Annotated in this window: 15 protein-coding genes; 6 read left to right on the plus strand and 9 right to left on the minus strand. The window is 72.1% G+C overall.

Annotation, left to right across the window (positions count from 1 at the left end; translation table 11 throughout):
- Positions 1-19: 19 nt before the first annotated feature.
- Complete coding sequence (locus ABZ477_RS12515) at positions 20-460, minus strand: Fur family transcriptional regulator (protein ID WP_360133199.1); 441 nt, start codon at positions 458-460, stop codon at positions 20-22.
- A 51-nt stretch (positions 461-511) separates the two neighbouring features.
- The gene (locus tag ABZ477_RS12520) at positions 512-1,507 is read right to left on the minus strand and encodes a stage II sporulation protein M (RefSeq protein ID WP_360133202.1); all 996 of its coding nucleotides are present in this window, start codon (positions 1,505-1,507) and stop codon (positions 512-514) included.
- Between the two features lie 17 nt (positions 1,508-1,524).
- Between ABZ477_RS12520 and ABZ477_RS12525 the strand changes: the two genes are divergently transcribed.
- A complete protein-coding gene (locus tag ABZ477_RS12525; RefSeq protein ID WP_360133205.1) occupies positions 1,525-2,373 on the plus strand; it encodes an RDD family protein in 849 nt (282 codons plus the stop codon).
- 81 nt (positions 2,374-2,454) lie between these two features.
- Here ABZ477_RS12525 and ahcY read toward each other — a convergent pair whose 3' ends face one another.
- Both ahcY and ABZ477_RS12535 read right to left on the minus strand, forming a co-directional pair.
- On the minus strand, positions 2,455-3,984 hold the full coding sequence (gene ahcY / locus ABZ477_RS12530) for an adenosylhomocysteinase (protein WP_360133209.1): 1,530 nt from the start codon (positions 3,982-3,984) through the stop codon (positions 2,455-2,457).
- 39 nt (positions 3,985-4,023) lie between these two features.
- Positions 4,024-4,230 carry a DUF3499 family protein gene (locus ABZ477_RS12535; protein WP_360133212.1) on the minus strand — a complete coding sequence of 69 codons (207 nt, stop codon included), beginning with the start codon at positions 4,228-4,230 and terminating at the stop codon, positions 4,024-4,026.
- A gap of 170 nt (positions 4,231-4,400) precedes the next feature.
- On the opposite strand from ABZ477_RS12535, the gene ABZ477_RS12540 reads away from it, so the two are divergent.
- Positions 4,401-4,841: a metallopeptidase family protein gene (locus ABZ477_RS12540; RefSeq protein WP_360133215.1), complete on the plus strand. Its 441-nt coding sequence runs from the start codon at positions 4,401-4,403 to the stop codon at positions 4,839-4,841.
- 172 nt (positions 4,842-5,013) lie between these two features.
- Here ABZ477_RS12540 and ABZ477_RS12545 read toward each other — a convergent pair whose 3' ends face one another.
- The 4 genes from ABZ477_RS12545 to manA all read right to left on the minus strand — a co-directional run bounded on the left by ABZ477_RS12545 (position 5,014) and on the right by manA (position 11,104).
- Entirely contained in the window at positions 5,014-6,417 is a 1,404-nt protein-coding gene (locus ABZ477_RS12545) for a DUF5719 family protein (RefSeq protein WP_360133218.1), read from the minus strand.
- Positions 6,414-9,257: a glycosyltransferase gene (locus ABZ477_RS12550; RefSeq protein ID WP_360133221.1), complete on the minus strand. Its 2,844-nt coding sequence runs from the start codon at positions 9,255-9,257 to the stop codon at positions 6,414-6,416. The genes ABZ477_RS12545 and ABZ477_RS12550 overlap by 4 nt, the downstream gene beginning before the upstream one ends.
- Positions 9,258-9,336: 79 nt before the next feature.
- Complete coding sequence (locus tag ABZ477_RS12555) at positions 9,337-9,663, minus strand: WhiB family transcriptional regulator (protein WP_360133224.1); 327 nt, start codon at positions 9,661-9,663, stop codon at positions 9,337-9,339.
- 217 nt (positions 9,664-9,880) lie between these two features.
- On the minus strand, positions 9,881-11,104 hold the full coding sequence (gene manA, locus ABZ477_RS12560; RefSeq protein WP_360133227.1) for a mannose-6-phosphate isomerase, class I: 1,224 nt from the start codon (positions 11,102-11,104) through the stop codon (positions 9,881-9,883).
- Between the two features lie 75 nt (positions 11,105-11,179).
- Here manA and ABZ477_RS12565 point away from each other — a divergent pair, with 75 nt between their 5' ends.
- The 4 genes from ABZ477_RS12565 to ABZ477_RS12580 all read left to right on the plus strand — a co-directional run bounded on the left by ABZ477_RS12565 (position 11,180) and on the right by ABZ477_RS12580 (position 16,864).
- Positions 11,180-12,583: an O-antigen ligase family protein gene (locus ABZ477_RS12565; RefSeq protein WP_360133230.1), complete on the plus strand. Its 1,404-nt coding sequence runs from the start codon at positions 11,180-11,182 to the stop codon at positions 12,581-12,583.
- Entirely contained in the window at positions 12,580-13,890 is a 1,311-nt protein-coding gene (locus ABZ477_RS12570; protein WP_360133233.1) for an O-antigen ligase family protein, read from the plus strand. The genes ABZ477_RS12565 and ABZ477_RS12570 overlap by 4 nt, the downstream gene beginning before the upstream one ends.
- Positions 13,891-13,982: 92 nt before the next feature.
- Positions 13,983-15,893 (plus strand): glycosyltransferase, encoded by a 1,911-nt coding sequence (locus ABZ477_RS12575; RefSeq protein WP_360133236.1) that lies wholly within the window; start codon positions 13,983-13,985, stop codon positions 15,891-15,893.
- Between the two features lie 5 nt (positions 15,894-15,898).
- Positions 15,899-16,864: a glycosyltransferase gene (locus ABZ477_RS12580; RefSeq protein WP_360133435.1), complete on the plus strand. Its 966-nt coding sequence runs from the start codon at positions 15,899-15,901 to the stop codon at positions 16,862-16,864.
- Positions 16,865-16,871: 7 nt separating this feature from the next.
- Here ABZ477_RS12580 and ABZ477_RS12585 read toward each other — a convergent pair whose 3' ends face one another.
- Complete coding sequence (locus ABZ477_RS12585; RefSeq protein WP_360133239.1) at positions 16,872-18,641, minus strand: hypothetical protein; 1,770 nt, start codon at positions 18,639-18,641, stop codon at positions 16,872-16,874.
- Position 18,642: the final 1 nt, after the last annotated feature.

Here is an 18,642-nt window from a genome sequence, read left to right on the forward strand (position 1 = left end):
CGAGGACAGAGGGGAAGACTCAGGATCCCGATGCCGCGCACGACGGGCAGATGCCCCAGAACGTGACTTCGGCCACCTGCACGGCGTACCCGTGCGCGTCAGCGGGGGTCAGGCACGGCGGTGCGCCCACGACGCAGTCGACGTCCTCCACGGCGCCGCACCTGGAGCACACGAGGTGGTGGTGGTTGTCGGCGACGCGCAGCTCGAAGAGGCCCGGACGGCCGGCCGGCTCGATGCGGCGGACGAGGCCCGCGTCGGCGAAGTCGCTCAGCGCGTTGTAGACCGACTGCAGGCTCGTGCCGGGCACGGAGCGCGCGACGATCGCGAAGATCTCGTCGGCGCTCGCGTGCGGACGCTCGCCGAGCGCGTCCACGACGGCCCGCCGCGATTCGGTGACCCGCAGCCCCGACGCGCGGATGCGCGCGGCGGCATCCAGCACGGGAGTCTCGAGGGAGGTCACGTCTCCGACTCTACCGCTGTTTTGAATGACTCAAAACACGGATGCTGCGCCTCACCCCGCGACGAGCGTCGGCGTCCCCGTCTCGAACTCGGTCAGGTCGCCCGTCTCGCCCAGCCGGTACGCCCGGCGTCCGACGACGAGCATGTAGACGAGGAACGCCGCGAGAGCGGCCGCCCCGATCCCGATCTTGACGGGCCACGGCCAGGGCTGGGCGGTCACGAACCCCTCGATGAGCCCGGAGAGGGCGAGCGACAGGATGAGCCCGATCGCGATCGTCGCGAGCGAGCGGCCCGCCGCGGCGAGCGACTCGCCTCGGGAGCGCCTCCCCGGTGCCACCCAGGCCCAGAAGATGTGCAGGCCCGCGGCGCCCGCGACGAAGATGCTCGTGAGCTCGAGAAGGCCGTGCGGGAGGATGAACAGCAGGAAGACGTCGCCGCGGTCGTACGCGATCATGACGGCGGCCGCCGTCCCGACGCCCACGGCGTTCTGCACGAGCACCTGGAGCGGCCAGATCCCCGTGATGCCGAACAGGACGCACTGGGCCGCGATGAACGCGTTGTTGGTCCAGACCGTCCCTGCGAACACGGCGGCGGGGTTCTCGCTGTAGTAGCCGGTGAACTCGTTCTCGGCGTAATACGACAGCTGCGCGTCGCTGCCCAGCGTGGCCACGAGCGCAGGGTCGCCCGAGATCCACAGCGCGACGACGGTGGCGACGAAGACGAACGCGACGGCGATGACGAGCGTCGTCCAGCGCACGCGGTACAGCGCGGCGGGCAGCTGAAGCGCGAAGAACCGCGGGATCTGCCGCAGAACGTTCTCCGGTCCTCCCGTGAGGCGGAGCCTCGCCCGCGCGAGCATCGTCGAGACGTGGTCCCCATGGGCCGTCCGACCCGCGGACGTCTTGATGTCGGCGAGGTCTGCCGAGGCCGCGCGATAGCGCGTGACGAGCTCGTCCACCTCCGGCCCCGTGAGCGACCGTGAGCGGCTCAGCTCGTCGAGCCGGGCCCACTCCGCGCGCCGGGCGGTCGTGAGGGCGTCGAGGTCCATTGGTGTTTACTGTACCCATGCCCCAGGCCTCGCCTCCCATCGTCGTGGACGTGCGGCAGGACGAGATCCTCACGGGCGAGGCGGTCGCTCTCGACGTCCAGCCGATCGGGTTCTTCCTGCGCGCTCTCGGATGCCTGATAGACGTCGTCCTGGCCCTTGCGCTGCTCTTGCTCCTGGGGCTCACGATCTCGTGGCTCATCGGATCGAGCATCGTCGACGACGCCGTCTTCCCCATCCTGCTGATCGCGGGCCTCGTCCTCGTGACCATCGTGCTGCCCACCGTCGTCGAGACCGCGACGGGCGGGCGCAGCCTCGGCAAGCTCGCGGTGGGCGGCCGCGTCGTCCGCCTCGACGGCGGCGCATCGGGATTCCGCCAGGCGTTCATCCGGGCCCTCGTCGGCCTCTTCGAGATCTGGTTCACGGCGGGCGCCGTCGCGGCGATCGTCGGTGCCTTCACGCCGCGCTCGCAGCGCCTCGGCGACCTCATGGCCGGCACGTACGCCGAGCGCACGCGCACGCCGTCGCTGCCGCCCTCTGCGCCGGGCGTCCCGCACGCTCTGGTGCACTGGGCGACGCTCGCCGACGTCGCGCGGCTGCCCGACCGGCTCGCGCGCCGGACGGCGCAGTTCGTGTCGCACGCCGAGAGCATGGAGCCCGCGGCACGCGCGCGGGTGGCGGCATCCCTCGCCTCCGAGGCGCGGAGCTACGTCGCGCCCGTGCCCGCCGTCGACCCCGAGACGTTCCTGCGCGGCGTCGTCGCGGTCCGCCGCGACCGCGAACTGCGCGCGCTGTGGCTCGAGACGCAGCGCGTGGCGGCGCTCACCGCCGGCGGGTCCGGGGATCCCCGGGGCTTCCCGTCGCGCTGAGCCCCTGCGCGCGAGACCTCACGAACGGGGCTCCGCCACGGCGTGCCGGGCCCCGAACGTGAAGTCTCGCGCGACGGCAGGTCAGTAGCGGTAGTGGTCCAGCTTGTAGGGGCCGTCGACCGGGATGCCGAGATAGGCCGACTGCTCGTCGGTCAGGACCGTGAGCTGGACGCCGAGTGCCGCGAGGTGCAGGCGGGCGACCTTCTCGTCGAGGGTCTTGGGCAGCGTGTACACGCCGATCGGGTACTCCTCGCGCTTCGTGTACAGCTCGAGCTGGGCGAGGACCTGGTTCGAGAACGACGCGCTCATGACGAACGAGGGGTGGCCCGTCGCGTTGCCGAGGTTCATGAGGCGTCCCTCGCTCAGGACGAGGACGCTGCGTCCGTTCGGCAGGCGCCACTCGTGCACCTGAGGCTTGATCTCGATCTTCTCCACGCCCGGGATCGCGGCGAGACCCGCCATGTCGATCTCGTCGTCGAAGTGACCGACGTTGCCGACGATCGCGAGGTGCTTGAGCCCGAGGAGGTGCTCGGGCGTCACGACCCGCGTGTTTCCGGTGCCTGTGATGACGATGTCGACCTGGTCGATGACCGACTCGAGCGTCGCGACCTGGAAGCCGTCCATCGCGGCCTGCAGCGCGCAGATGGGGTCGATCTCGCCGATGATGACGCGCGCGCCCTGGCCGCGCAGGGCCTCCGCCGAGCCCTTGCCGACGTCGCCGTAGCCGGCGACGAACGCGACCTTCCCGCCGATCAGCACGTCGGTCGCGCGGTTGATGCCGTCGGGCAGCGAGTGGCGGATCCCGTACGTGTTGTCGAACTTCGACTTCGTGACGGAGTCGTTGACGTTGATCGCGGGGAAGAGGAGCTCTCCGGATGCCGCGAGTTCGTACAGGCGGTGGACGCCGGTCGTCGTCTCCTCCGTGACGCCGATGAGACCCTCGGCGAGACGGGTGAAGCGCTGCGGATCACGCTCGAGGCTCGCACGCAGCGTGTCGAGGATGATGCCGTACTCGTGGGAGACCTCCGAACCGGTGCCCGAGCCTGCCGAGGGGTCCGGGACGGCGCCGGCCTTCTCGAACTCGACGCCCTTGTGGACGAGGAGGGTCGCGTCGCCGCCGTCGTCGAGGATCAGGTTGGGGCCGTCGAAGCCCTCCGCCGACCAGTCGAAGATGCGGTCGGTGCAGCGCCAGTAGTCCTCGAGGGTCTCACCCTTCCACGCGAAGACGGGCACGCCCGCAGGCGCGTCGACCGTCCCGGTCGGGCCCACGGCGATCGCCGCGGCGGCCTCGTCCTGCGTCGAGAAGATGTTGCAGCTGGCCCACCGCACCTGCGCGCCGAGGGCGACGAGCGTCTCGATGAGGACCGCCGTCTGCACCGTCATGTGCAGCGATCCCGCGATGCGCGCGCCGGCGAGAGGCTGCGCCGGCCCGAACTCCTCGCGCAGGGCCATGAGGCCCGGCATCTCGTTCTCGGCGAGCCGGATCTGGTGCCTCCCCGCTTCGGCCAGTGAGAGGTCGGCGACGTCGAACGCTGAGACGGGCTCAGGGGTCGAGGCCCCTTCAGCGGGCTGCGGGACCGTGGGCGTGGCGACGGGCGATGAGGTCGGCATCCGCCCATTCTCCCATGCCGGGGCTGACGGACCGCGGGGTCAGACGCGCAGGGTCTCGTGCCGCACGACGACCCAGCCCTTGGGCACCGACAGGCGGTCCGTGTGGATGGCGCACAGGTCGTGGGCGTGCGGATCGCCGTCGCGGCCGAGGGGTCCGAGCGCGGCCATCTGGTCGCCGTAGTCGTACGTGAGGGTCGACACCGCCTCGCGGGCGCATCCCACCTTGGAGCAGAGTCTCTCGCGCATCGCCCCGACCTTATCGGCGGCATCCCCACGCAGCGGGATGCCGCGCCGCCCGGTCGCGCGAGGCCCGGTCGAGACGGTGCGAACGACGCCCGCTCGCGGCGCTCGGCGGTCGTCCGCGCGTTCTCGACACGCGCCGGCCGGGTGCCCGGCCGCCCGCCTAGGATTGCTGCATGGCGTGGCGCAGAACGAGGGATGCTGCCCGGAAGGCTCGGCGCCCCGCGCGCCACGGCCGCCACGGCCGGGAGGGACGCAGCCCCGTCGTGCGCCCTCCGCTGCCTCCGCTCGACACGCGCGTCGACCGCTTCGACCTCGCCGTGGGCACCGCAGCCGAGTTCCTCCGGTCGGCGTGGGAGGAGTTGCGCGACGTCAGCTTCGAGATCGCCGACATGCCCGCCTCGACCGATCAGGACGGGATCCCGCGCTGGCACGTCCTCTCGGACGAGAAGCGCATCATCCTGTACCGCCTGCCGATCGAACGGCTCAGCCACCTGCATCGCAACGACGACCTGCACCGCCGCATGATGATCGAGGGCTGCGTCTTCCGCGCCGCCGCCGAGTACCTCGACCGCGACCCGTGGGACCTCGGGCCGGAGCGATTCCGGTACTTCTGACGTTGCCGCGGGTCGGGTCATCCCCAGCGCTACCCCACACGTCGGTTCGCGACGCGCGGGGCCCGTCGCGCCGTGGGCCCGGCGAGCGAAGCACGCGTTGACGCGAGCTGGGGCAAGGTCGAGCAGCCCGCCCGAAGGGCGGGCGTTTCGAAACCCGATAGGCCCCGCGCGACTACGGGTAGACGAGGATCGGCTCGGCGGCCGTGTCGGCCGACCACACGGGGAACCCCGCCAGCGCGCCTTCGCCCGTGAGCGAGACGCCCGCCTGCACTGTGCCGCCCGCCGTGTCCAGCGCGTAGACCGTCTGCGGACGCAGGCCGAAGCGGGCCGTCCGGCCCGCGGCGATCGTGACCCTCGTCGAGCTCGATCCGTCGATCGCGTCGACCGTGACGTCGACGTCCGAGTCCGTCGGGTTGACGACCGACAGCGCTGCGGACGGCCCCGGCGGAGTCGCGAAGAGGCTCGGGACGGCGATGTCCGGGGCGGGCGTGTACCAGGCGAAGTCCGCGCCCTCGCCGAACCCCGTCGTCTGCCAGGCGGCGCCCACGAGCGGCGCCTCGGCGTCGACCACGACGGTGTACTCGCGCGGATCGAGCCCGCCGAGGTCGAGATCGAGCGGCAGACCCGCGGTGAGCGCGACGGACTGCGGCTCGACGGATTCGAGTGCGGCGCCCGTCGGCAGCACGCTGACGGAGGCGGTCGTGTCGGCGGACGGTGAGAGCAGGCGCAGGACCGTCGCGGCGTCGATCTGCGGGCCATCGGTCTCGACGACCGAGAGCCCCGGGATCACCAGGTGCGGCTGCGGCGCCTCGATCGCGCCGACGACATCGACGCCGCCCGGCTCGAGCGTCCGCTGGATGCTCGCCTGCAGCGCCGCCGTCACGGGAGCCCCGGTCGCCGAGACGCGGATGACGGGGCTCTCCTCCCCGAGGGCGAGGCCCGCGATCGGGATCGCCTGCTGGCTGCCTGGCGCCACGACCACCTCGCCGCCGGGCGGCACGGCGGGACCGGCCGTCCCGTACACCGTCAGCTGCACCGTCGCGGCGACGTCGCCCGGGTTGCCGAGGAGCAGGATGTCGGCCGCCCCGGTCGTCGTGGATCCGCCGACGACCCACGACTCCATGAGCGGCTGGCGGCACGGCGTGGCCGCGTACCCGGCGAGGTCGTCGTCCGCGACCGACGCGGAGCCCGTGGCCGCGGCATCCGTCCGCGAACGCCCCTGCGGCTCGACCGTGAGCACGGTGACCACCGAGCCCGCCGTGGACGGCACGAGCTGCGACTCGGCGAGCGGCTGCGACGGGTCGCGCACCGCCGACGTGATGGTCTGTCCGGCGGCGACCGAGATGCTCTCGGCCACGGCGGCATCGCGCCCGAGTGCCAGGAGCGATCCCGAGCACGTGAGGACCGTCGCGTCGGGCGCGGGGGTCGCGACGAGCTCGACGGGCTCGCGCGCGAGGGTGGGCCACGGCACGACGACACCCGTCACGACCGCGACGGCGAAGCCCGCCGCGACGAGGGTGCCGGCCAGCATCCTGGCTCCTGTCGTGGCCCAGCGGAACGTGCGCCGATCGCTCATCGCCCCTCCTGCCAGTAGTGGCCGATGACGCGCGGCGTGCGCTGCGCGGCGCGGCGTGCGGACGCGGTGGGGACGGCGAGCAGGAGCGCGACGCCCAGCGCGATGAGCTGGCCGATCGCGATGCCGCGTGTGAGTCCGGGATCGGAGGCCTGGGCGCGCGACGCGAGCGTCGCCGTCACCCGCCAGAGCGTGCCCTTCGGGGTGTCTCCCACGGCGTCCAGGCCGTCCCTCTGGTCCAGCGCCGTCTGCGCGGAGAGTCGGAAGGTGCGGGCCGCTGCGGACTCGGGCGCCGCGGCGGGCGCGAGGAGGACGAACCCGATGCCCTCGGCCGCGACGTCGGCGACAGCATCCTCCGCCGATCCCGTCACGAGGTCGGCGGTGATGTCGGCGAGGGTGCGATCCGCCGGTGTCGCCTGGGTCTCGGTCGCGACGATCGTCGACTGCCCGCCGAGCGTCTCGCTCCCGCCCCACACGACGCCCGCGGCGACGCCGCCCGCGTTCTGCGGCGTGAGCACCAGGGTTCCGACGTCGGGATCGTCACGCCCCTCGGCCGCGACGTAGGCGGGCAGCGTGCTGTCGGGCCCATTCGCGAGGAAGGTCGCACCGCGTGCCGAGGCCGTGAGCGCCGGCACGGCGAGGACCGCGACGGCGGCGACGACCACGACCGCGACGAGGGCGCGGACGCCCGCCATCCGGGGCGCGAGTCCCGAGTCCAGCGCCACGAGGGCGCCGCCGAGCGCTCCGAGCCACGCGAGGCTGAGGCCTGAGCCGGGCCACACCGACACGGTCGCGGATTCGGCGAAGGCCACCCCGATCGCCGCCGCCGCGAAGGCCGTCGCGACGCCGGAGGCCGTGACGATGAGCAGGACGACTCCGGCCGCCCATCGCTGCGTGACGGCCGCCACGAGTGCGAGGACCGCGAGCGGGGCCGCGAGGAGCGGCACCCACCAGGTCGGGGCGTCGGGGCCGAGGAAGCCCTGCCAGCCGCCCGGGTCCGACGTCGGGAAGCCCGCGGCGAGCAGCGCCCGGCCTGCCACGTCGGGCGCGACCTGGGGTCCCGCCCACGGCACGCCGGGGTCGGCCGCGAGCCCCCACAGGGTGCCTTCGACGGCCTGGTACCAGACGAGCGGCGCCGCGAGGGCCGCCGCCGGCACGACCACCCACACGAGCTGCGCGGCGCCGCGGCCGGCGCGCCGGGCGATCGTGATGACGAGCGAGACGGCCCACAGCACGACGAGCGCGGGGGCGAGCGACGGTGCGCAGGCGACGACACCCGCGAAGAGGACGGATGCCGCTCCCGCCGCGACCCACGAGCGGTGCGCCGCGGCGCCGGCGTAGAGCAGCCAGGGCAGCAGCAGGTGCGCGACGACGGCGGTGGGGCGGCCGATCACGAGCGCCGTGAGGAACGTGGGAGCCAGCGCCCACACCGCGCCGCCCGCGATCCGCAGCACGGGGCGCTCGGTCACCCGCGTCGCGGCGAACCAGCCGCCGAGCGCCGCGAGCGGGAGCGCGACCACCCACAGCACGACGAGCGCGCGGGACGGCTCGGCAGGCCAGGCCGAGCCGATCAGGGCGACGACGGCGGCGAAGGGGTCGGCGGGGCCGATCACGTCGAGGCCCAGCGGCCGAGTGCCGTACAGCGTGTCCTCCCACAGCTGGGCGACCGTCGCCCGCAGCGGCTGCAGCGCTCCCCCGCCCAGCACGTTCCAGGCCAGGAGCGCCGGGAACGCGGCGACCGAGGCGACGAGCGCCGCGAGCACGAGCCACGCGCCGCCCCCGGCGAAGAACCGCAGCTCGCGGCGCCTCACCTCGCCGAGCTGCTCGTGGCCGTCCTCGAGCCGCTCGCGCAGCTCGGAGCGCGTGACGCGCAGCGGCGCGAGCTGCGCCCACGACGTCGTGCGGGTGCGGCGTATCCGCGATCGCGAGCGCGCGATCGCGCCCACGCGGACGAGGGCGAGCGCCGTCGCGGCCCAAGCGGGCCCGATGAGGCCGGGCTGCTTGCCGACGAGGAGCGCGAGGGTGCGCCAGATCGCGAGCGGCACGAGCGCGAGCCACTGGAAGGGCAGCGCGACGGGGTGCGCGTAGGCGAGGCGGCGGTGCAGCTGGGCGGTGCGCGCCGCGATCGCGACCTGCATGCGCCGCGCCCGCGTGACGCCCGAAGCGGGCCCGGCGACTCCGTCCCCCGACACCGCGACGAGCGCCGTCGGCACGAGCGCGACGCGTGATCCCGCCAGACGCGCCCGGACCCCGAGGTCGAGCCCCTCGTCTGCGCCGCGGAGTGCGCGGTCGAGACCGCCGAGCATCTCCCATGCCTCGGCACGGACGAGGATGCCGCGCACGTCGGCGCCCAAGACGTCTTCGCGGATGTCGTGCTGTCCCTGATCGAGCTCACCGTCCGCGAGCCCCACGGCCCGTCCGAAGCGCGTCGTGGTGATGCCGAGCGACACGATCGAGGACCGGTCGTCGGCGCGGACGAGCTTGGGCGCGACGTAGGCGACGGACGGCGCGAGCTCGAGGGCTCCCGCCAGCCGCGCGAGCGCGTCGGGCTCCGGCGTCGTGTCCTGCGCGAGCAGCCAGACCGCGTCGCCCGAGACACGCCGCGTCCCGATCGCGGTCGCCTCCGCGAACCGCGTGCGCGCCGGCGCCGTGATGACGGACTCGGCAGGAGCGGATGCCGCGGCCTCGGCGACGATCTCGTCCTCGCCGCAGACGACGATCGTGAGCTCGTCGACCGCCCGGGTCTGGGCCGCGAGGGCTGCGAGCGTCCGGCGGAGGTGGTACGCAGCGGGCGTGCGCCCATCTGGGCGCACGACGAGGATCGCGTGAATTCGGCCCGGCATGACGTCGTCAGCCTAGGCGCGCGTCATCCGTCGACAGGGGCGCACGCGCCGCGTGCCGTGGATCGCGGAAGGCTCCCGCTCAGCTCGCGCGGCGCTTGAGCTTGCGACGCTCGCGCTCGCTCAGACCGCCCCAGATCCCGAAGCGCTCGTCGTTCTGGAGCGCGTACTCGAGGCATTCGTCACGCACATCGCACGACGTGCAGATGCGCTTGGCGTCGCGCGTCGAGCCGCCCTTCTCCGGGAAGAACGCCTCCGGATCCGTCTGCGCGCACAGCGCGTCGGTCTGCCACCCGAGAGGATTCTCCTCGTCGCCCTCAACGGGCCGCCGCACCCCCGGAACACCGAGATTGACCGGATCGACGAACCAATTGTCGGGAACGCCGGAACGGTACTGTGAGCCCGCCATCTCGTTCTCCCACCTGTGAGCCCCCCACACGCTGGTCCGCGTGTACGAGCAATTACACCCGTGTAATTCGCTGCGGTCAAGTCGCGAACTTTAAAGCCTCACCCAACCCTTGAGGGTTTGCGACGCGCCGACGGCGTGTCACGCCCGGATAACGCATGGCGCGGATGCGGGCGGCATCCGGTCCGGGCCCAGTGGGGACCCGCTCCCGCGGACCCGTTCAGCGCCCCGGCGTCGCGACGAACAGCTCGCCCGTCCCGCGCGCGCGGATCGATCCCTCGTCCGGCGTCACGAGCAGGCCCCGGCCCGGGATGAGCGTCTCGCGGATCCCGGTGACGGCCCCCTCGACCTCGACCTCCCCGGACGTCACGATCGCGACGGCCACTCCGTCCAGCGCGACCTCGGTCTCGGCATCCGCACCCACCCGCGTGTGCAGCAGCGCGAAGTCGGCGATGCCCGCGGGGGCGAAGCGCTCGAGGCCGGTGGCATTGCGCGTGGGCCGGAGGACGGGCGGCGGCCCGGGCGTGGGATCGAGGACGGAGAGGAGCTCCGCGACGTCGATGTGCTTGGGCGTGAGGCCGCCGCGCAGCACGTTGTCGCTCGCGGCCATGAGCTCGACGCCCAGGCCTGCGATGTAGGCGTGCAGGACGCCGGCGGGCACGAAGATCGCCTCGCCGCGGCGCAGCTCGACGAGGTTCATCAGCAGCGCGACGACGACGCCGGGGTCTCCGGGATACGCGTCGTTCAGGTGCCGCGACAGCGCGAGGTCCGCAGCGAACTCCTCGCTCGCGGCCGTGGCGGCCGCGGCCACGACGGCCTCGACCTCGGCGTGCGCGGTGCCGGAGAGCAGCCACGCGATCGTGTCGCGGAGGGATTCCGCGGCCGGGCCCACGCGCCCGGAGGCTCCGCCCGGCGCGTCGGCGCCGGGTGGAGGGGGCGTGGGGACCGACCCCGCCAGGCGTGCAGCGAGCGGCTCGGCGGCGTCGCCCAGCTCCGCCAGCAGGCGCCGCGTCGCGTCGATGTCGCGCAGGCCCGCCAGAGCGGTGAACGTCTCGCTGACGGCGACGATGAGCTCCGGCTTGTGGTTGTCGTCGCGGTAGGTGCGCTCGGCGGCGTCCCGCGGGATCCCGGCGGCCTCCTCGCGCGCGAACCCTTCCTCCGCCTGGCGCTTGGACGGGTGCGCCTGGATCGAGAGGGGGGATGCCGCGGCCAGCACCTTCAGCAGGTAGGGCAGCCGCCGCGGCGCACCCGTCGCGACGCCCTCCTCTCCGAGCCACTCGCCGAGCCCGCGGCCGTCCGGCACGACGGCGGGATCGCCCGGGTGGTCGCCGTACCAGACCTCGGCTTCGGGGCGGCCGTTCGGCGCACGCCCCTCCAGCTCGGCGATGAGGGTCGTGGACCCCCAGGCGTAGTCGCGCGGCTCGTTCACGAGAGGCACCAGCATGGCTCCAGCCTATTCATGGCCGCGAGGCCCCTCGCTCCCGGCCGGGAAGACGCCTCGCGGTACCCTGATGGAACGATGGCGGTCCATTCGAAGCACCCTGCGTCGGCGCCGCCGGCAGCACCCGTCCGCGAGACGACGGGTCATCTGATGATGCGCGCGTGGTGCATCTTCGTCCTCTTCCAGGCCCTCGCCGGCACGGCGCTGGTCCATGCGTTCGACGAAGGCGGCGCCGCGTTCGTCGCGATCGGCAGCGGAGTCGTCTCGCTCGGGCTGTGGTTCGTCATCCGCCCCCACGTCCAATGGCGGCGCCTGCCGGAGTTCGCGCTCGCGTATGCGCTGTGGGCGGGGCTCTCGATCTTCTGGACGGCGTGGCCCCAGACGACCGCGCTCACGCTCCTGCTCCTGGCGATCACGACGCTGCAGGCGCTCTTCGTCGGCAGCGTCCTGACCTGGCGCGAGCTCGTGCGCGCCATCGCCTCGGCACTCAAGTGGGTGCTCGCGCTCTCGCTCGCGTTCGAGGTGTTCGTCTCGGTCTTCATCGGGCACGCCGTCATGCCGGGGTTCCAGCCGAAGCCCGACCGCGACGTCGACCCCATCGAATACTGGTCGCGCAACAACCTCTTCGAGGGCGGGCGCCTGCAGGGCATCCTCGGCAACGCCAACCTGCTCGGCCCCCTGTGCCTCCTCGCGATCATCGTGTTCGCCATCCGGATCGCGTCCGGAGGGCCGCGCCGCATCCTGATGTACATCTGGATCGGACTCGCGGCCTATCTGCTCGTGCGCGCCGGCTCAGCGACGACCTACATCGCCGCGGCGGCGGTCGGCGTCGTGCTCATCACGATCCTCCTCATGCGGCGCACGAAGGGGCCGGGGCAGCGCACGCCGTACTACATCGGGTACGCCGTCATCGGCCTCGGTGGCGCGGCGGCGCTGTGGCTCCTGCGCGACTGGATCTTCAGCGCCGTGGGTCGCGACTCCGACCTCACGGGCCGTGAGGGGATCTGGGAGGTCGTGCTCGAGAAGGCGAACGAGCGGCCCTGGACGGGCTGGGGCTACGCGACCCCGTGGAACCCGAGCGACCCGGCATTCGACGGCTGGATCATCGACCACGGCGTGTCCGTCATGCAGGCGCACAGCATGTGGGTCGACGTCTACTTCCAGCTCGGCATCATCGGCCTCGTCCTCATCTCGCTCACCTACCTCGCGTTCGTGTGGCGCGCGTGGTTCTTCGCGGTCGACCGGCCGCGGTGGGACCTGAAGGCCGACCGCCCCTACTCGGCGATGTCGCTGCTCCCGTCGCTCGTCGGCGCGATCCTCCTCGTCCAGGGCGTTTCCGAGTCGGGGCCCCTGCTGCTGTGGGGCTGGATGTTCGTCGTCATGTTCAGCTTCAAGATCAAGCAGTCGCCCCACATCGGCGTCGGTCCCGCCGAGCAGACCCTCGCGATCGAACGCGGGGAGCTCACCAAGCAGGCGACGTGACCGAGCCGGTCGCGTCGCGCGGTCTCGGCGGGCTGCTCGCCTCCGCCGCGCTCGCGCGGGCCTTCACGCTCACGGTCTTCGGCACCGTGTTCAGCGCCGTCGCGATCGAGCGCACCGCGGGCCGGGTCACGTACGCGACGATCGTCGCGGGACTGTGCGTCGTCGCGATCGGGATGCTGGCCGCCCGCCGCCGCGAGATCTCGCTCGTCCGGCTCGTCCCCACGACGCTCGTGCTCTTCGTCGGCTGGGCCGGTGCGAGCGTCTTCTGGAGCACGGATGCGACGCGGAGCCTCTGGAGCTGGGTCGCCCTCGCGGGGCTCGCCCTCCTGGCCGTCACGATCGGGCACGTCCGCGACACGCTGCAGACCGTCCGGGCGCTCGGCGATGTCATGCGCGTGCTGCTGTCGGTCTCGCTCGCGCTCGAGGTGCTGTCCGGCATCCTGCTCGACCTTCCCCTGCGCTTCCTCGGCATCCAGGGGAACATCGCGCAGTTCGGCCCCGTCCAGGGGATCTTCGGCACACGCAATCTGCTCGGATTCGCCGCAGTCCTCGCCCTCATCACGTTCCTGGTCGAATACCGCACGCAGTCCGTGCGCCCCGGAGTGTCGCTCTTCTCGGTCGTGCTCGGCGGAGTCCTGGCCGTGCTGTCGGACTCGCCCACGGTCGTCGTGCTCGCGACCGCCGTCGCCGTCGCGGCCGGCGCCCTCGCGATCGTGCGGCGGGCCAGCCCCCATCAGCGCACGCCGCTGCAGTGGGTCCTCGGCGCCGTGCTCGTCGTCGGCCTCATCGCGGGCTATGCGGCGCGGCATCCCATCATCGCGTGGCTCGGCGCGGGCAGCGACTTCTCGACGCGCGCGGGACTGTGGGCGAACATCCTCACGTATGTCCGAGTGCACCCCGTGCAGGGCTGGGGCTGGTTCGGCCCGTGGACGCCCAGCGAGGTGCCCTTCATCGTCATCAACTTCCGCGCCGGCGAGACGCACGCCTCGGCGCTGAACGCGTACTTCGACGTCCTCCTGCAGCTGGGCTGGATCGGCCTCGTGCTCTTCCTCGCCCTCGCGGGGTTCGCCTTCGTGCGATCGTGGCTCGTGGCGAGCGAGCGGCGGTCGATCATCTACGCGTGGACGCCCCTGATCCTGGTCGCACTGCTGGTCGACTCGATGTTCGAGAGCTTCACGCTGTGGGGGTTCGGCTGGCTCCTGCTCGTGCTGTGCGCCGTCCGCGCGGGGCAGTCGCGGTCCTGGCGCGAGCGGATGGAGCTCCCGGAGGACGACCCCGAGCTGCCGCACGTGAACCCCGGTCCCTGACCGACCGGCCAGGTCGCTCGAAGCTCGTCACGGTAGGATCCCTTCTCGGCCCCGACGCCTCGGCGCCCGCTGCCCCCATTCGGAGAACCCACGTGCCCCACGTCCTCCAGAACGTCGTCTTCCCCCACGATCGAGACCCCGATCTCCTCCCCCTCTACGTCGACCCCGAGATCTGGTCGGTGATCGACGAGGAGCCCGTCCGCGTCTCCAACCGCGCGCACCTCGGCAACATCCTCGACCGCCGCCGCGCCCGGATCGTCGCGGGCCGCCGCGTCTCGTTCGGCACCTACTTCAACGCATTCCCCGCCTCGTACTGGCAGCACTGGACGTCGGTGCGCGACGTGCAGCTGACCGTGCGCATGTCCGGCCCGGCGACGATCCTCGTCTACCGCTCGAACGGCTCCGGCGTGCGCCAGCGCGTCGAGACCTGTGAGGTCGACGGCGAGTCGACCACGACGTTCGACCTCGTGCTCGATCAGTTCAGCGACGGGGGCTGGATCTGGTTCGACGTCGTCGCAGACGAGAAGAACGCGACCTTCGAGGGCGCCGAGTGGACGACCGAGCAGGAGCCGGTGCGCACGGGCAAGGCCTCGATCGGCACGACGACGTTCAACAAGCCGGACTACTGCATCTGGACCCTCATGAGCCTCGCGGCCGAGCCCGAGGTGCTGGAGTTCATCGACCGGATCTACATCATCGATCAGGGCGATCGTCGCGTCGAGGCCCAGCCCGAGTACGCCGAGGTCGCGGCGTCCCTCGGTGAGACGCTGCAGATCATCACGCAGCCCAACCTGGGCGGCTCGGGCGGGTTCGCCCGCGCGATGGCCGAGACGCTCGAGCGCGGCGAGGCGGAGTTCGTCCAGCTGCTCGACGACGATGTCCGGCTCGAGCCCGAGTCGGTCCGGCGCTCGGTCGTCTTCGGACGCTACTGCGCCGTCCCGACGATCGTCGGCGCGCACATGTTCGACCTCCTCGACCGCCCCAAGCTCCACGCGTGGGCGGAGGTCGTCGACGAACAGCCCTTCATGTGGCGCACCGTCTACCAGGAGAAGCTGCCGCACGACTTCAGCGCGTCCAACCTCCGCCAGACGCCCATGCTCCACATGCGGCTGGATGCCGACTACAACGGCTGGTGGATGTGCCTCATCCCGGTCGAGACGATCAAGCAGGTCGGCCTTCCCCTCCCCGCCTTCATCAAGTGGGACGACGCGGAGTTCTGCCTGCGCGCCCGCGAGGCCGGGGTTCCGACGGTCTCGATGCCCGGCGTCGCCCTGTGGCACGTCTCATGGGTGGGCAAGGACGACACGATCGACTGGCAGGCCTACTTCCACGCGCGCAACCGCATCGTCGGCGGGCTGCTCCACTCGGGCGCCCCCAACGGCGGCACGCTCCTTCGGCACAGCCGGCGCATGGACCTCAAGCATCTGATGATGATGCAGTACTACCCCGTCGCCCTCCGCCACCGGGCGCTCCGCGACATACTGTCCGGCCCCGAGCACATGCGCGGGAACCTCGCGACGGCGATGCCTTCCGCGCGGGCGCTCGCGGCCGAGTTCCCCGAGACGGTCGTCCACAAGGACTCCGGCGTCCCGCTGCGCTCCCGCCGCGGCCGGCAGGTCTTCAAGCACCGGCGCTCGCACGAGTACGACAGCCCCACGGGCATGCGGCTGCGGTGGTTCACGGCATCCACCCTCGTGTCCCACTGGCTGCACGCCCCGCGGCCCGAGAACCTCACGCAGCCCGAGGTGGAGTTCGGCAAGGGCGACGCGTACTGGTGGCGCCTCCCGCTGTTCGACAGCGCGCTCGTGAGCGCCGCGGACGGCTCGGGCAAGAACATCTACACGCGCGATCGCGCCCGGTACCGCCGCATGCTGCTGGACAGCTTCCGCCTGCACCGCCGACTCCGGCGCGAATGGCCGGCGCTCGCGAAGCGCTACCGCGAGGCCATGCCCGAGCTCACGTCGCTCGAGGCGTGGCAGAAGACCTTCGGAGCGACCCGATGAGCGACATGGCATCCGACGCGGCCGCGTTCGACCCGGCATCCGCGACGATCGCGGTCGTCACGTTCAACCGTTCCGGGCTGCTGACGCGGCTGCTGGAGAGCATCGTCGTGATGGACCCCAAGCCGGGTCACGTCGTGATCATCGACAACGCCTCCGTCGACGACACGACCGAGGTCGTCGAGTCGTTCCGCGCGCGCCTGGGCACGGAGCTCGTGTATCGCCGTCTCGACACCAACACCGGCGGCTCGGGCGGCTTCAGCGAGGGAATGCGCGTCGCCTACGAGCTCGGCTCGACGTGGATGTGGCTCATGGACGACGACGTCGAGGTCCTCCCCGACGGCCTCGCCAAGATGGGCAAGTGGGCGCCCCGCTTCAAGAGCATCCAGGGCCGGCGCTACGACTACGACGGCAGCGAGTTCTACTGGCAGTACCGCATCGCCGAGCGCATGGGCATCCCGATCCCCTTCGCCCCTGCGAGCTTCGACGAGTCGGGGTTCAAGCCGATGAACTCGGGATGCTTCGAGGGCATGTTCATCCACCGAGACATCGTGACGCAGGTCGGCCTGCCCGACCCGCGCTTCTTCATCTACTGGGACGACCAGGTCTACGGCTGGCTCGCCTCGAGGAAGACGCGCTCGGTCATCGTGGACGAGTTCGTGCTGCGCCGCACGCGCGAGATCAAGCAGTGGGACATGGGCGTGCGCCACATGAACGCGTCGAGCAACGCGTACCGGTACTACATCATGCGCAACCGCGCGATCATCAAGCGGTACTACCGGGCGCTCGACGTCTACAGCCCGCTCCTCTTCGGGCTCGGCACGGCGCTCACGTTCGGCAAGGAGCTCATCCGCCTGTTCTTCGTCGAGCGCACCGTCCGGGGCACCTCGAACCTGTTCCGCGGCCTGCGCGACGGGCGCACGATCGCGCGCGACCGGTCGTGGCAGCCGATGCCGGCGCTCGAGACGGTCTGAGCCCGCCTCAGGCGACAGGGCGCAGGATGCCGAGCATCATCGTGCGCGCGAGGGGCAGCTCGGCGCCGAAGATGTCGTTCCCGCTCCGGCCCAGGCGCCAGCGCGCGTTGGCGAGCACGTCGCGATAGACGCCGGCCAGGTCGCCGGAGAGCAGCTCGAGGTTGGACTCCGAGTACGCGAGCGCGGACTCGCAGTCGGCTGAGTCGGGCATGCCCGCGGCCTCGGCGAGGCGCAAGGCGAGCCGGGTCGGCCCCTGGGGCACGGCATCGGGCGATCCGCAGACGGTGTACGGCTTCCGTTCGCCGTCCGTCAGCGGTCCGCCCAGCTCGCTCTGACGCTCCCCCGCGCGCGAGAGCGTCCAATCGTGGCGAGGGCGGTCGTACTCGAACACGGCCGCCTCGGGACTGAGAAGCGCCGTCAGGGAGAGGATGCCGTCCCGGACTCCATAGAAGGAGCCGTCCGGGGTCTGCGAGTGGCCGAGGCGCGCGAACTCGACGTTCTGCAGTGGCGCGACGCCGGTCATGTGCAGGCCGATGTGCTCGGCGCCCGAGTGGATGCCGTTGCGGTAGCCGAAGTAGTACAGCTCGCTGGCATTCGGCGCGGACGGTTCGACGCCCAGACCCTCGGCGGAGAGGTCGAGTTGCGCGACGAGCGCATCGCGAATTGTGCCCGGGTGGGATGCGCGCTCGGCGAGGGTGCCGAAATCGCACCAGCCCCAGCCCCCCTTGTGTGCTCCCGCACCGAGCCCGAACAGCTCGAACTCGCGACTGCGCCGGCGACGCGGCCCCAGCGGTCCGAGTCCGTCATACACGCCGGCCAGGCTGGCTCCCCACAGCCGGAGGCCATCGACCGGTCGGGGTTCCCGCCACGCCGCGTCGTCGTCGACATCAGAGGCGGGAAGCCCGTAGCCGGCGGCGAGAGCGCGCGCCACGGTGTTGTCCCGGTCGGTGACATCGCCGAAGCGCGTCCGGTTGATGTAGGCGAAGTCTCGGAGGTTCCCGCTCTCCACCATCGAGGCGAACACCGCTCGGGAATCCAGCCCGCCCGACAGGTGAAGCACCGGTGCCCAGCCGGGGATCACGCTGAGAGTGGACACCGTGCGCGTCATCGCCGAGGCGGTTCTGCGCAGCACTTCGCGCTCGTCGAGCGGACGCCCCCCGCCCAGCATCCGAGTCGCGGTGGAGGCGGCGACGTCCACGTGCAGCCGGGGCACGTCCACGCCGATCCGGGCCCACGGCGGCGCGAAGGCGATCTCGTCGATCATGGTCTCGGGTGAGATCTGCTGGCCCGCGATCTGGCTCGGCGCGGCACGCGCGGTGAGCACCTCTTCGGACGCGGTGACGGGCGCACCCAAGGCGCGGCGCAGCGACGCGAGGACGAGCATCGAGTCCGAGAACGCGGCGAAGCCCGGGCCCTCCGTGTGCAGGAGACGGGCGTTGCCGAAGAAGTCGCGCGAGACGTCGACCCGATCGCGCGTCCAGGAGAAGCGGAGGAACTCCCCCACGGCCTCAGAGCCATCGCGCTTCACCGCGGGCGGCGCGGCCCGCCAGCCTGCGGCACCGAACACCATCACCTCGTGCTCGTGCGAGACGAGGTGCCCGCGGAAGAATCCGGCGTCGACGAGCGAGTCCTGCACCCCGGCGCTGACGATGTAGAGCGTGCGGCGGGCCCGGAGCGGAACCGACCACACCTCGTCCGGCTCGGACCGGCGGTCCAGCCACGCGCGGAGCCGTTTCTCGTGGCGTGCGGAGACCACGACGGCGAGGTAGTTCGACACC

It is taken from the genome of Microbacterium sp. NPDC019599, assembly GCF_040632175.1.
GTDB lineage: Bacteria > Actinomycetota > Actinomycetes > Actinomycetales > Microbacteriaceae > Microbacterium.

Bases quoted from the DNA above. Each gene is read 5' to 3' on its own strand.
- ABZ477_RS12520 (WP_360133202.1), bottom strand. From the start codon at position 1,507: ATGGACCTCGACGCCCTCACGACCGCCCGGCGCGCGGAGTGGGCCCGG.
- ABZ477_RS12525 (WP_360133205.1), top strand. From the start codon at position 1,525: ATGCCCCAGGCCTCGCCTCCCATCGTCGTGGACGTGCGGCAGGACGAG.
- ahcY (WP_360133209.1), bottom strand. From the start codon at position 3,984: ATGCCGACCTCATCGCCCGTCGCCACGCCCACGGTCCCGCAGCCCGCT.
- ABZ477_RS12535 (WP_360133212.1), bottom strand. From the start codon at position 4,230: ATGCGCGAGAGACTCTGCTCCAAGGTGGGATGCGCCCGCGAGGCGGTG.
- ABZ477_RS12540 (WP_360133215.1), top strand. From the start codon at position 4,401: ATGGCGTGGCGCAGAACGAGGGATGCTGCCCGGAAGGCTCGGCGCCCC.
- ABZ477_RS12545 (WP_360133218.1), bottom strand. From the start codon at position 6,417: ATGAGCGATCGGCGCACGTTCCGCTGGGCCACGACAGGAGCCAGGATG.
- ABZ477_RS12550 (WP_360133221.1), bottom strand. From the start codon at position 9,257: ATGCCGGGCCGAATTCACGCGATCCTCGTCGTGCGCCCAGATGGGCGC.
- ABZ477_RS12555 (WP_360133224.1), bottom strand. From the start codon at position 9,663: ATGGCGGGCTCACAGTACCGTTCCGGCGTTCCCGACAATTGGTTCGTC.
- manA (WP_360133227.1), bottom strand. From the start codon at position 11,104: ATGCTGGTGCCTCTCGTGAACGAGCCGCGCGACTACGCCTGGGGGTCC.
- ABZ477_RS12565 (WP_360133230.1), top strand. From the start codon at position 11,180: ATGGCGGTCCATTCGAAGCACCCTGCGTCGGCGCCGCCGGCAGCACCC.
- ABZ477_RS12580 (WP_360133435.1), top strand. From the start codon at position 15,899: ATGGCATCCGACGCGGCCGCGTTCGACCCGGCATCCGCGACGATCGCG.